Genomic DNA, 14263 nt, shown 5'->3' on the forward strand with positions numbered 1-14263 from the left:
CTTCACTTTGGGATTGTTACTGACCACAGGCAAAACCTAAGCCCCCTGTACGCCAATTTGGCTTGCAGCAGGGGGCTTAGGTTTTTTTTTGCGCCTAAGAAATATCTCTGCTACCCAATAAGGAATGAAGATGAGAACGAAAATTCTGACTGCCGCCATTCTGGCGCTATCCGCCGCCTCAGTTCAGGCTGCTGAAAAACCGCTGAAAATACTGCTGGTTAATGACGATGGTTGTCAGTCTGTTGGCACCACTTCGTTGCAGGAAAAACTGGCGGCAAAAGGGTATGACGTCTGGATGGTGGCCCCGGCAACCAACCAGAGCGGTATCGGTTCGGCAATCACCTTTAAGACGGGGAAAGTTTTTGACGTTAAAAAAGCTGCTGACAAGCGCTATTGCTTCCCCGGAACACCCGCTGATGCGCTGGATTTTGGCCTGTGGGGCGTGCTGAAAGATGCGCCGCCGGATCTGGTGATTTCGGGCGTCAATGATGGCCCTAATACCGGCATGGCACAGGTTAACTCCGGTACTGTGAGCGCGGCGGTTCGCGCCTTGCGCTACGGTTTCCCGGCGATTGCCGCCAGCATCGGCTATCGTTTCACAGAAGAAGAGATGAAAAACAAGTGGCCGAGTACTCATAAATATTGGCCTGACTCGGTGGATTATGTCGTTACGCTGGTGGATAAACTTAATGCCGCCCATAAGCCGGGTAGTCCAATTTTGCCGCAGGGATCGGGGTTGAGTATCAACTATCCGCCGCTGCCGTCGGCTGAAATCAAAGGTGTTCATTATATTGAGAATGAACAATACCCTGCGCCGCAGATTGGCTATGAACTGCTGGCGGACGGAACGGCAAAACAGACGATGAACCCGGAAGCGATGAAACCAGCAGAAGGGGATAATGACTCGGGCTGGTTGAATAAAGGATATATCACATACACCCTGTTTGATGGTTCATGGAACGCGCCACAGTTCCAGGCACAGTACGAGACTTTGCTCGGAAAATGATGCTATAGCGATATAAAAGAAGAAGGCGCGTTATTCGCGCCTTCTATACCCGTCATACTTCAAGTTGCATGTGCGTTGGCTACGTTCGCTCACCCCAGTCACTTACTTAAGTAAGCTCCCGGGGATTCACTTACTTGCCGCCTTCCCGCAACCCGAATTATTTAGGGTATATATATGAACTGATGTTGAAATGCTATTCGTCGAAGAACCAGTAGCCCTGGTTAATCAAACGGGTCAGGTCGGCAGTGAAGGCAGGATTTTTCAGCGCAGCTTCACCCAGTTCATCTTTGCCCAAAAGGGTATAGCGGCAAAGCGCATCCAGGGCATTGGGTTCTGTAGGCTCCAGTTGCTCACTATTCACAAAGAAGCTCTCGCCGATGTGCAATACGCGCAGGCCGCTCAGGCGAGTGAGCATTTCACCGCCCATTAACGCATCGACAATCTCTTCTTCTTCAAAAGGCGGTTCAGCAGGCGCAATATCCAGTTCGTGACGCGGTGTGGTGGCAAAGCGCCCAAACCACTGCCTGAAGTCCTCCGGCTGGCTAATCATCTCGATCATCATGTCGCGCAGACGTTCGAGCTCATACTCTTCTACCCGGCCCGGATGCTCACGGCAGGTTAAATCAGGATCGCTGTAGTGCTCGCCGCCAAGATCGTTCTCTAGCGCATAATCGGCAAAGCTGCTGATCAGATCGCGGCCATTAGGGCCACGGAAGCCGACGGAGTAGTTCAGCGCCGTTTCATGGGTAATACCGTCGTGCGGGAATCCCGGTGGAATATACAGAATATCGCCAGGCTCCAGATCCTCATCAATAATCGGTGCGAACGGATCAACATGCAGCAGCGCGGGATGCGGACAGAACTGACGCATCGGCAGTTTGTCGCCCACGCGCCAGCGCCGGCTACCCATACCCTGAATAATAAAGACATCGTACTGGTCGATATGCGGGCCAACGCCGCCGCCCGGTACGGAAAAAGAGATCATAAGATCGTCTAAGCGCCAATCCGGCAGCACGCGGAAAGGACGAACCAGTTCAGCAGCAGGCATGTGCCAGTGATTTACGGCCTGCGCCAGCAATGACCAGCCCGTTTCGCCGAGACCATCAAAATGTTCAAATGGACCGTTGCTGGCCTGCCATTGCCCGTTAGTCAGGCTCACCAGTCGGCTATCGACTTCCGGCTCCATGGCCAACCCTGCCAGCTCATCTGGCGTAATCGGATCGATGAAGTCCGTGAAAGCCTTCTTTAATACTACCGGCTGCTTTTGCCAGTACTTTTCTAAAAACTCGGGCCAGTTAATGTTGAGTTGATAAGCCATAGGTTCACACCAATAAGAAGAAACGGGCCTGATTATAGAAAGCCGCGACCTCGCGCTGCTTTGTCATGGGTCAAGGGTGTTGCTTAATTCATCACTTGAGGTAACGACATAAGAAAAGAAAAGGGAGGTCTGGAGGGGGGGAAACGAGATTAGCGTTAATTTTCGCGAAAATTCATGTTTGACGATGAATCTCTCCAGGCCGCATGGAGCCTGGGTTTTCTTTGCTTTTATCGATATAGCTTCACTTTGAAAGTTCAAATTATGAACGCTTGATAAGTTTTTTGTATTTTAAGGGTTGCTATATCCGGGGAGCTCCCTATAATGCGCTCCCACTGACACGGCAGATGTGAATCACTTCACACAAACAGCCGGGTTGGTTGAAGAGAAAAACCTGAAAATAAGGTTGACTCTGAAAGAGGAAAGCGTAATATACGCCACCTCGCAACGGTGAGCGAAAGCCGCGTTGCACTGCTCTTTAACAATTTATCAGACAATCTGTGTGGGCACTCAAAGTGACATGGATTCTTAACGTCGCAAGACGAAAAATGAATACCAAGTCTCTGAGTGAACATACGTAATTCATTACGAAGTTTAATTCACGAGCATCAAACTTAAATTGAAGAGTTTGATCATGGCTCAGATTGAACGCTGGCGGCAGGCCTAACACATGCAAGTCGAGCGGTAGCACAGAGAGCTTGCTCTCGGGTGACGAGCGGCGGACGGGTGAGTAATGTCTGGGAAACTGCCTGATGGAGGGGGATAACTACTGGAAACGGTAGCTAATACCGCATAACGTCGCAAGACCAAAGTGGGGGACCTTCGGGCCTCATGCCATCAGATGTGCCCAGATGGGATTAGCTTGTTGGTGAGGTAATGGCTTACCAAGGCGACGATCCCTAGCTGGTCTGAGAGGATGACCAGCCACACTGGAACTGAGACACGGTCCAGACTCCTACGGGAGGCAGCAGTGGGGAATATTGCACAATGGGCGCAAGCCTGATGCAGCCATGCCGCGTGTATGAAGAAGGCCTTCGGGTTGTAAAGTACTTTCAGCGAGGAGGAAGGCATTGTGGTTAATAACCGCAGTGATTGACGTTACTCGCAGAAGAAGCACCGGCTAACTCCGTGCCAGCAGCCGCGGTAATACGGAGGGTGCAAGCGTTAATCGGAATTACTGGGCGTAAAGCGCACGCAGGCGGTCTGTCAAGTCGGATGTGAAATCCCCGGGCTCAACCTGGGAACTGCATTCGAAACTGGCAGGCTAGAGTCTTGTAGAGGGGGGTAGAATTCCAGGTGTAGCGGTGAAATGCGTAGAGATCTGGAGGAATACCGGTGGCGAAGGCGGCCCCCTGGACAAAGACTGACGCTCAGGTGCGAAAGCGTGGGGAGCAAACAGGATTAGATACCCTGGTAGTCCACGCTGTAAACGATGTCGACTTGGAGGTTGTTCCCTTGAGGAGTGGCTTCCGGAGCTAACGCGTTAAGTCGACCGCCTGGGGAGTACGGCCGCAAGGTTAAAACTCAAATGAATTGACGGGGGCCCGCACAAGCGGTGGAGCATGTGGTTTAATTCGATGCAACGCGAAGAACCTTACCTACTCTTGACATCCAGAGAACTTAGCAGAGATGCTTTGGTGCCTTCGGGAACTCTGAGACAGGTGCTGCATGGCTGTCGTCAGCTCGTGTTGTGAAATGTTGGGTTAAGTCCCGCAACGAGCGCAACCCTTATCCTTTGTTGCCAGCGGTCCGGCCGGGAACTCAAAGGAGACTGCCAGTGATAAACTGGAGGAAGGTGGGGATGACGTCAAGTCATCATGGCCCTTACGAGTAGGGCTACACACGTGCTACAATGGCATATACAAAGAGAAGCGACCTCGCGAGAGCAAGCGGACCTCATAAAGTATGTCGTAGTCCGGATCGGAGTCTGCAACTCGACTCCGTGAAGTCGGAATCGCTAGTAATCGTGGATCAGAATGCCACGGTGAATACGTTCCCGGGCCTTGTACACACCGCCCGTCACACCATGGGAGTGGGTTGCAAAAGAAGTAGGTAGCTTAACCTTCGGGAGGGCGCTTACCACTTTGTGATTCATGACTGGGGTGAAGTCGTAACAAGGTAACCGTAGGGGAACCTGCGGTTGGATCACCTCCTTACCTTAAAGAACCTGCCTTTGTAGTGCTCACACAGATTGTCTGATGAATGTAAAGAAGCAAGACGGCTGCGAAGTCGCGACACCTCGTGTCCCCTTCGTCTAGCGGTTAGGACTCCGCCCTTTCACGGCGGCAACAGGGGTTCGAATCCCCTAGGGGACGCCACTTGCTGGCTGTGAGTGAAAGACACAACCTACCGATATCTCAAAACTAACTCAGTGAGTTACGTTTGAGATATTTGCTCTTTAAAAATCTGGATCAAGCTGAAAATTGAAACGACACGCTGCGTCTGTTCTCCGTAAATAAGAACAGCATGACGGTGTGTTCGAGTCTCTCAAATTTTCGCAATCATGAAGTGTTTTACGAAACATCTTCGGGTTGTGAGGTTAAGCGACTAAGCGTACACGGTGGATGCCCTGGCAGTCAGAGGCGATGAAGGACGTGCTAATCTGCGATAAGCGTCGGTAAGGTGATATGAACCGTTATAACCGACGATTTCCGAATGGGGAAACCCAGTGTGTTTCGACACACTATCGTTAAGTGAATACATAGCTTAACGAAGCGAACCGGGGGAACTGAAACATCTAAGTACCCCGAGGAAAAGAAATCAACCGAGATTCCCCCAGTAGCGGCGAGCGAACGGGGAGGAGCCCAGAGTCTGAATCAGTTTGTGTGTTAGTGGAAGCGTCTGGAAAGTCGCAGGGTACAGGGTGATACTCCCGTACACAAAAACACACAGGCTGTGAACTCGAAGAGTAGGGCGGGACACGTGGTATCCTGTCTGAATATGGGGGGACCATCCTCCAAGGCTAAATACTCCTGACTGACCGATAGTGAACCAGTACCGTGAGGGAAAGGCGAAAAGAACCCCGGCGAGGGGAGTGAAACAGAACCTGAAACCGTGTACGTACAAGCAGTAGGAGCCCACTTGTTGGGTGACTGCGTACCTTTTGTATAATGGGTCAGCGACTTATATTCTGTAGCAAGGTTAACCGTATAGGGGAGCCGCAGGGAAACCGAGTCTTAACTGGGCGTTAAGTTGCAGGGTATAGACCCGAAACCCGGTGATCTAGCCATGGGCAGGTTGAAGGTTGGGTAACACTAACTGGAGGACCGAACCGACTAATGTTGAAAAATTAGCGGATGACTTGTGGCTGGGGGTGAAAGGCCAATCAAACCGGGAGATAGCTGGTTCTCCCCGAAAGCTATTTAGGTAGCGCCTCGTGAACTCATCTTCGGGGGTAGAGCACTGTTTCGGCTAGGGGGTCATCCCGACTTACCAACCCGATGCAAACTACGAATACCGAAGAATGTTATCACGGGAGACACACGGCGGGTGCTAACGTCCGTCGTGAAGAGGGAAACAACCCAGACCGCCAGCTAAGGTCCCAAAGTCATGGTTAAGTGGGAAACGATGTGGGAAGGCACAGACAGCCAGGATGTTGGCTTAGAAGCAGCCATCATTTAAAGAAAGCGTAATAGCTCACTGGTCGAGTCGGCCTGCGCGGAAGATGTAACGGGGCTAAACCATGCACCGAAGCTGCGGCAGCGACACTATGTGTTGTTGGGTAGGGGAGCGTTCTGTAAGCCGTTGAAGGTGGCCTGTGAGGGCTGCTGGAGGTATCAGAAGTGCGAATGCTGACATAAGTAACGATAAAGCGGGTGAAAAGCCCGCTCGCCGGAAGACCAAGGGTTCCTGTCCAACGTTAATCGGGGCAGGGTGAGTCGACCCCTAAGGCGAGGCCGAAAGGCGTAGTCGATGGGAAACAGGTTAATATTCCTGTACTCGGTGTTACTGCGAAGGGGGGACGGAGAAGGCTATGTTAGCCGGGCGACGGTTGTCCCGGTTTAAGCATGTAGGCGGATGTTCCAGGTAAATCCGGAACGTCATTCAACGCTGAGGTGTGATGACGAGGCACTACGGTGCTGAAGTAACAAATGCCCTGCTTCCAGGAAAAGCCTCTAAGCATCAGGTAACATCAAATCGTACCCCAAACCGACACAGGTGGTCAGGTAGAGAATACCAAGGCGCTTGAGAGAACTCGGGTGAAGGAACTAGGCAAAATGGTGCCGTAACTTCGGGAGAAGGCACGCTGATGGTAGGTGAAGTGACTTGCTCATGGAGCTGAAATCAGTCGAAGATACCAGCTGGCTGCAACTGTTTATTAAAAACACAGCACTGTGCAAACACGAAAGTGGACGTATACGGTGTGACGCCTGCCCGGTGCCGGAAGGTTAATTGATGGGGTTATCCGTAAGGAGAAGCTCTTGATCGAAGCCCCGGTAAACGGCGGCCGTAACTATAACGGTCCTAAGGTAGCGAAATTCCTTGTCGGGTAAGTTCCGACCTGCACGAATGGCGTAATGATGGCCAGGCTGTCTCCACCCGAGACTCAGTGAAATTGAACTCGCTGTGAAGATGCAGTGTACCCGCGGCAAGACGGAAAGACCCCGTGAACCTTTACTATAGCTTGACACTGAACACTGGTCCTTGATGTGTAGGATAGGTGGGAGGCTTTGAAGTGTGGACGCCAGTCTGCATGGAGCCATCCTTGAAATACCACCCTTTAATGGCTGGTGTTCTAACGTGGACCCGTAATCCGGGTTGCGGACAGTGTCTGGTGGGTAGTTTGACTGGGGCGGTCTCCTCCTAAAGAGTAACGGAGGAGCACGAAGGTTAGCTAATCCTGGTCGGACATCAGGAGGTTAGTGCAATGGCATAAGCTAGCTTGACTGCGAGCGTGACGGCGCGAGCAGGTGCGAAAGCAGGTCATAGTGATCCGGTGGTTCTGAATGGAAGGGCCATCGCTCAACGGATAAAAGGTACTCCGGGGATAACAGGCTGATACCGCCCAAGAGTTCATATCGACGGCGGTGTTTGGCACCTCGATGTCGGCTCATCACATCCTGGGGCTGAAGTAGGTCCCAAGGGTATGGCTGTTCGCCATTTAAAGTGGTACGCGAGCTGGGTTTAGAACGTCGTGAGACAGTTCGGTCCCTATCTGCCGTGGGCGCTGGAGAATTGAGGGGGGCTGCTCCTAGTACGAGAGGACCGGAGTGGACGCATCACTGGTGTTCGGGTTGTCATGCCAATGGCATTGCCCGGTAGCTAAATGCGGAAGAGATAAGTGCTGAAAGCATCTAAGCACGAAACTTGCCCCGAGATGAGTTCTCCCTGACTCCCTGAGAGTCCTGAAGGAACGTTGAAGACGACGACGTTGATAGGCCGGGTGTGTAAGCGTAGCGATACGTTGAGCTAACCGGTACTAATGAACCGTGAGGCTTAACCTTACAACGCCGAAGATGTTTTGGCGGAATTGAGAGAGATTCAGCTTGATACAGATAAACAGAATTTGCCTGGCGGCGACAGCGCGGTGGTCCCACCTGACCCCATGCCGAACTCAGAAGTGAAACGCCGTAGCGCCGATGGTAGTGTGGGGTCTCCCCATGTGAGAGTAGGGAACTGCCAGGCATTAATTAAGTGAAGAGCCCATCCTGACGGATGGGCTTTTTGCGTTTTTATGGTATGAGGAATATTCAAGCCAGTTGGTGGCATGAATGTTTTATCTGGCACTACAGCACGACTATATTCCTTATAACGTCTGGTTTTATCATCACTTTACTTCTATCTTTCTATTACTATCCTGTTACGAGCTATAAAACCAATGAAAATGGCGCTGATTGGGATTTTGACTTTAGCTCATGGAGTGAGTTCAGCAACTTTTGCTGCTGATACCGCAACACTCACCATCACTGGGCAAGTTGTATCACTTACCTGTCATACTGATATTGTTGCCGGGCAACTGCGACAGTTATGCGGTCATGACTTGTATCCTGTTGATGCGAAATATGTTTCTTCTATTTCACGTGGTGTAGTCACCAAAACAGTTAATGTTCCAGGAGATTTAACCCGAAAGGTTATCGTTAGTAGTTACGATTAAGGGAAATTTTTACTTCAACATCATTTTTATCGGAAAATAATCGCCCAATAAGTAATGAAATGAATAAACTCATTGAGCGAGGACTGTTTTATTTATTATTTGAATTTTATTAATATAATTTAAATAAATATAAACCCATTCCTTAATGTTTTGTTTAAATTAAATAGACCGTAAGTTTTATTAAAATATTCAGTTGCGTTAATGTAATCATATTAACAAACTGATGCGATACTCTCATTCTATACCTGGTAATGGCTATAATGGCTGGACTTTTTCAGGCAAATGACTTAGTGTTCTTAACACTTTGTTAACTCGATCTGGTTTAAGTTAATTCAAATTTGATAAAAATATAGGGTGCATTGCCTGTATGGAAGCTAACCCGGTAACGTCTTCAGACGAATAATGCATGTTACCGGCTGGCAATATGAGAATATAAATGAAAATTCTGATCAACTGGCCTCCTTTGCGCCAACTTATAAAATATATACAAGAGCGCTTCACCTTTCTGGTTTTGCTCTGTTGGCCAGCTATCATCTGGTTGGTTTGTCGGGCGCTTGTCTGGTTAGCTGATGGGATAATGATGCTGCTGGGAAAACCTGTTGAGCACTCATTTACCGTGTATCTTCAGCCATTTATGACGATGAGTACGTTACTGCGAATCTCGGTCTGCTGGGTGCTGCTGCTGGTCATTCTGTTCAGCATGGCTATGGGGTTTACTTGGCTACTGCGTCGCTTTATGAACCGCAATAAATAAATCGATAGCCGCTACCAGCGGTAGCGGCATAAACTCAGGCCATCTCGCCGATAGTCTTACGAAAACGCAGCAGTGCAATCGTAAAAAATACGCCACCGATAGCCAGCAGCGTCAGAAACTGCGGCCAGACAATCGTAAAATCTGCGCCTCGATACAGAATTGCCTGCGCCAGGCTGACGAAATGAGTTGTCGGCATGGTGAGCATGATGTCCTGCACCGCCTGCGGCATACTTTCTCGTGGCGTTGATCCCCCGGATAGCATCTGAAGTGGTAGCAGCACTAGAATCATCAACAGCCCTAACTGCGGCATCGAGCGGGCCACGGTTCCCATAAATATTCCAATTGAGGTAGTAGCAAACAGGCTCAGGGCTACTCCAAGCATAAACAGCGGTATAGAGCCTTCAATCGGCACTTGCAACACTCCCTGGACCATCAATATAAGCGATAATCCAGAAACGACCAGCACCACCAAACCCATTGACCAGATCTTTGCCATCATAATTTCAAACGGCGTCACCGGCATCACCAGCAGGTGCTCCACGGTTCCATGCTCTCGTTCACGTATCAACGCCGAACCGGTAAGCACGATGGCCAGCATAGTAATATTGTTTATAATCGCCATTACGGCCCCGAAACGTTCCTGTTCCAGATTCGGGTTAAAACGCATCCTGACGGCTAGCTCGACTGGCAACGTACTGTTATCCCGATAGCGGGCGACAAAGCTATTTACCTCACCAGTGACGATATTCTGGATATAGCTATTGCCGGTAAACGCCTGGCTCATTCGCGTCGCATCAACGTTTACCTGCAGCTCCGGCTGGCGTCCGGCTAAAACATCACGCTGGAAGTTAGGGGGAATATTGATCGCGAATGTATATCGCCCGGCATCCAGCCCTGCGTCCATTTCATCAGCGGTAATCAGCTCAGGGGGTAAAAACCAGGGGCGATAAAAACCGTTGATAATGCGCGATGAGAGCTGCGATTTATCCATATCCGCAATAGCGATAGGGGCTAAATGTAACGACCCCGGCATAACGGTAGCGGAGGAGTAAACCGAGACGGTAAAGGCGAAGACAATTAATGTCAGCATCGCCTTATCGCCAAGCAGGCTGCGTAGCTCTTTCATGCCTAAATTATAAATATTGCGTAATCCGCGCATTATCCCTCCTGTTTTTTCAGCAGCCACACGCTCAGGCCCAGCACCAGCGGAACCGCAATAAGCAGTGGTATGAAGGATGCCCACAGGTCCGTCAGATTTAGCGCTTTGGAAAACGTTCCTCGCGCAATGGTCAGAAAGTGGCTGGTTGGATAAATCTGGCCAATCCAGCGGCCCGGTCCTTCCAGAGACGCGACGGGATCGATCATCCCCGAGAACTGCGTCGCCGGGATAAGCGTAATAATCGCGGTACCGAAAATCGCCGCAATCTGGCTTTTCATAAAGGTTGAGATCAGTAGGCCAAGCCCGGTGGCAATAGTGACATAGAGCAGTGCGGCCAGCGTAAGCGTCAGGAAGCTCCCTTTATGCGGTACGCCAAAGACAAACACCGACAGTGCACATAGTAGAAAGAAGTTAAACATCCCCAGCACGATATACGGCACCTGTTTGCCCAGAAGAAATTCACTGCGGGTGGTCGGCGTCACGTACAGATTGATGATCGAGCCCAGCTCTTTCTCACGCACTACGCTGAGCGCGCTGAGCATCGCCGGGATCATCATCAACAGTAGCGGAATAACCGCTGGAACAATCGCTGGCAGACTCTTCACGTCCGGGTTATAGCGATAGCGGGTTTCAATAGAAATCAGTGAGGTATCGCGATTGGGGCTGGCCTGGCGACCGGCCATCTCCTGAAGCCAGGCCAAATGCATCGCCTGCACGTAGCCGCGCACCGTTTCCGCCCGGTTTGGCATTGCGCCATCAACCCACACGCCGATTTGCACTGGCGTTCCCCGAGCGATGTCGCGGCCAAAATTAGGTGGAATTTCGATAGCCACCGCCAGCTCGCCGTTGCGCATCCGCCGGTCCAGTTCACTGTAGCTTTGCAGAGGCGGCTGTTCGATAAAATAGCGTGAACCGGCGATATTCTGCGACCAGCCCTGGCTGCTGACGGTTTGATCGCGGTCGAGTACCGCAAATCGCAGATCCTCGACGTCCATACTGATCCCATATCCCATAATAAACATCAGGATCACCGTGCCCAGCAATGCCAGAGTCGATCGTACCGGATCGCGACGTAGCTCCAGCGCTTCGCGACGGCTGTAGCTAAACAGGCGGCGCAAGCTAAACGCCTGACGCGGAGCAATGGTTTCGGTTTTGTGTTCAATCATGGGAATCGGCGCAGCCTCAGCAGCAGGCGGCTGTGCGGCATCTGCTGCCTCCTGTAGCCAGGCGATAAAGGCCTCTTCGAGACTGGCCGACCCGCGCTGTTCGACCAGCGCCTGCGGCGTATCGCTGGCCAGCACTTTGCCAGCATGCATCAGCGAAATGCGATCGCATCGCTCGGCTTCATTCATAAAGTGGGTGGAGATAAAGATTGTCACCCGATCCTGACGGGCCAGATCGACCATCAGCTGCCAGAACATATCCCGGGCCACGGGATCGACGCCGGAGGTGGGTTCGTCAAGAATTAACATTTCCGGACGGTGAATCACCGCGACCGCCAGCGATAGCCGTTGCCGAATACCTAACGGCAGCGAGGCGGGCAGGGTGTCTTCAACGTCTTGCAGCATAAAACGCTGGCTCATTTCGGCGACCCGACCGGGGATCTCCGCATCCGGAATATGGAACAGCCGGGCATGCAGTTCGAGGTTTTGCCTAACGGTCAGTTCACTGTAGAGGGAAAAGGCCTGCGACATATAGCCGACGCGGCGGCGGGTTTCAATATCCTTCGGGTCGACCGGCTGGCCAAATAGCCAGGCCTCGCCCTCGCTGGCCGGCAGCAGCCCGGTCAGCATTTTCATGGTTGTTGATTTACCGCAGCCATTGGAGCCGAGGAAACCGAAGATTTCGCCGCGGGCGATACGAAAGTTCACGTGATCAACGGCGACAAAATTGCCAAAGCGCATCGTCAGGCCGCGAGCTTCAATGGCGATTTCGCTCTCCTCTGCGTTGCGCGGTGGAATGATCACCTCTTTATGCGCCAGGCGCTGGGCTTCGGGAAGCAGGGCGATGAATGCCTGCTCCAGCGTCTGGCTCGCCGTTTGCACTTTTAGCTCTTCTGCGCTGCCGGTCGCCAGAACTTCTCCCGCATTCATGGCGACCAGCCAGTCAAAACGTTCCGCCTCTTCCATATAGGCGGTGGCGACCAGCACGCTCATCTCCGGCTGGCGCTGGCGAATGCTGTCGATCAGATCCCAAAACTGCGCGCGGGAGAGGGGATCGACGCCGGTGGTTGGTTCATCAAGGATCAGCAACTGTGGGTCGTGAATGAGCGCGCAGCACAGGCCAAGCTTTTGCTTCATTCCGCCGGAGAGCTTCCCTGCTGGACGGTCGCGAAACGGTGCCAGACCGGTACTTTGCAAAAGCTCATTGATTCGGTTTTCGCGCTCGGCTTTATCATGACCAAACAGGCGGGCGAAGAAGTCGACGTTTTCATAGACCGACAGGGTGTGGTAGAGGTTTTTCCCCAACCCCTGCGGCATCCAGGCAATTTTCGGGCACACGTCCTGGCGGTGACGCACATCGCTCATGTCGCCGCCGAGCACCATCACGTTACCGTGCTCAATGACTCGTGCGCCGGAAATCAGCGAGAGCAGGCTGGACTTGCCGACGCCGTCTGGCCCGATCAGGCCCACCATACAGCGGGCGGGAATGTTCAGCGTAATATCCTTTAGCGCGGTGGTCGTGCCAAAGTGCTGTCTCACGTTTTCCAGACGGGCGACGGTTTTCATTGCGGCAACCTCACCATCAGCGCTTCAGGCCACGCCTTCTGGCTATCCAGACGCACCCAGGCCATGCCGGGAAGGCCGGTTTTCACATACTCAAGATGCTGTTCCAGCAGCTCCGGCGGAATGCGGGCTTTGACGCGGAACATCAGCTTCAGCCGTTCGTCGCTGGTTTCCACCGTTTTGGGGGTAAATTGCGCCACGCTAGCGACAAAACTGATATTGGCAGGAATAACCAGATTCGGCGCGGCATCGAGGATAATGCGTGCTTCGCTGCCGAGCGCCAAAAGGCCCGCCTGTTCGGTCGGCAGGAAGAAGGTCATATAGACATCAGATAGGTCGACCATATTCAGCACCCTACCGCCCGCCGCCAGCACTTCTCCCGGTTCGGCAACACGATACTGAATGCGGCCATCACGTGGCGCTTTCAGTTCGCTATCGTCGATATCGGCGATAATCCGCCGCTCGGTAGCCTGAGCTGCCTCAACGCGGGTTTGCGCCTGAATAATACTGGTGCGGGCTGCCTCAATGGCTGCTCTGGCCGCAGAGACCTGCGCTTTCGCTGATTCCAGAGCAGCCCTGGCGCTTTCCGCCGCCGCCTGGTCATCATCAAGCTGTTGAGCGGAGACCGCGCCACGCTGCGACAGGGTGTTGGAACGGACATGGCGTTTGGCGGCGGAATTGAGTTCAGCCTGCCGCTGCTTCACGACCGCCTCGGCAGCGCGCATTTCGCTTTGACGCTGATCGAGCAGCGCTTTTGCTGCGGCAATCGAACTTTCCGCTTCCTTAATTTGCGCGGCGGCCTCCAGCCGTTGTTCATTGAGAACGCGGATGTCCATGCGGGCTAAGACTTCGCCCTGACGCACAAACTGTCCCTCTTTGACCTGAATCGAGTCGATACGACCGGCGGTTTTGGTGGCTATATCGACTTCGGTCGCCTCGATTCTACCGTTGCTGTTGGCAAAGCCTGCCGGAAGCCCTGGTGGGCGTAACATCCACCATGCCGCGGCGGCAATGACCACCAGTAAACCAATAACGTATCCTGTCCAACGCCGTTTGATTTTGTCCATACGCGACTCGCTTTGCTCCGTTTGCTGAGTGGTGCGCGTTTCTCCTCCGCGTAGCGAAGTATCGTCTTTCCAGGAAAAGAAGGGATGGGGGATAAGGCCAACCGGCGCATGACGTCGTGTGACGCTGCTGGCCAGTCAGAAA

7 protein-coding genes, 1 tRNA gene and 3 rRNA genes are annotated in these 14263 nt (G+C 52.4%); 7 read left to right on the forward strand and 4 right to left on the reverse strand.

Features of this window, described 5'->3' with window-relative positions:
• Positions 1–130: 130 nt before the first annotated feature.
• On the forward strand, positions 131–1006 hold the full coding sequence (gene surE / locus HV127_RS10790) for a 5'/3'-nucleotidase SurE (RefSeq protein WP_182235959.1): 876 nt from the start codon (positions 131–133) through the stop codon (positions 1004–1006).
• Positions 1007–1199: 193 nt separating this feature from the next.
• On the opposite strand, the gene HV127_RS10795 is transcribed toward surE, so the two are convergent.
• Complete coding sequence (locus HV127_RS10795; protein WP_182235961.1) at positions 1200–2324, reverse strand: cupin domain-containing protein; 1125 nt, start codon at positions 2322–2324, stop codon at positions 1200–1202.
• A gap of 613 nt (positions 2325–2937) precedes the next feature.
• Between HV127_RS10795 and HV127_RS10800 the strand changes: the two genes are divergently transcribed.
• From HV127_RS10800 to HV127_RS10825, 6 genes are all read left to right on the forward strand, one after another.
• A 16S ribosomal RNA gene (locus HV127_RS10800) occupies positions 2938–4477 on the forward strand.
• Between the two features lie 87 nt (positions 4478–4564).
• A tRNA-Glu gene (locus HV127_RS10805) sits at positions 4565–4639 on the forward strand.
• A gap of 219 nt (positions 4640–4858) precedes the next feature.
• Positions 4859–7765, forward strand: a 23S ribosomal RNA gene (locus tag HV127_RS10810).
• A 65-nt stretch (positions 7766–7830) separates the two neighbouring features.
• Positions 7831–7946, forward strand: a 5S ribosomal RNA gene (rrf, locus tag HV127_RS10815).
• Together the 16S, 23S and 5S rRNA genes with 1 tRNA gene alongside form the textbook arrangement of a ribosomal RNA operon.
• Positions 7947–8139: 193 nt before the next feature.
• On the forward strand, positions 8140–8415 hold the full coding sequence (locus HV127_RS10820) for a DUF2574 family protein (protein WP_182235963.1): 276 nt from the start codon (positions 8140–8142) through the stop codon (positions 8413–8415).
• Positions 8416–8851: 436 nt separating this feature from the next.
• Positions 8852–9169: a hypothetical protein gene (locus HV127_RS10825; protein WP_181483803.1), complete on the forward strand. Its 318-nt coding sequence runs from the start codon at positions 8852–8854 to the stop codon at positions 9167–9169.
• 34 nt (positions 9170–9203) lie between these two features.
• Here HV127_RS10825 and HV127_RS10830 read toward each other — a convergent pair whose 3' ends face one another.
• Genes HV127_RS10830 through HV127_RS10840 form a run of 3 tightly spaced genes read right to left on the reverse strand, consistent with a single transcriptional unit; the run spans position 9204 to position 14121 of the window.
• Positions 9204–10328, reverse strand: coding sequence for an ABC transporter permease (locus tag HV127_RS10830; RefSeq protein ID WP_182235965.1), 1125 nt, complete (start codon positions 10326–10328; stop codon positions 9204–9206).
• A complete protein-coding gene (rbbA, locus tag HV127_RS10835; protein ID WP_182235967.1) occupies positions 10328–13057 on the reverse strand; it encodes a ribosome-associated ATPase/putative transporter RbbA in 2730 nt (909 codons plus the stop codon). The genes HV127_RS10830 and rbbA overlap by 1 nt, the downstream gene beginning before the upstream one ends.
• Positions 13054–14121 (reverse strand): HlyD family efflux transporter periplasmic adaptor subunit, encoded by a 1068-nt coding sequence (locus HV127_RS10840; RefSeq protein WP_182235969.1) that lies wholly within the window; start codon positions 14119–14121, stop codon positions 13054–13056. The genes rbbA and HV127_RS10840 overlap by 4 nt, the downstream gene beginning before the upstream one ends.
• Positions 14122–14263: the final 142 nt, after the last annotated feature.

It is taken from the genome of Klebsiella sp. RHBSTW-00215 (assembly GCF_014103785.1).
Classification (GTDB): domain Bacteria; phylum Pseudomonadota; class Gammaproteobacteria; order Enterobacterales; family Enterobacteriaceae; genus Klebsiella.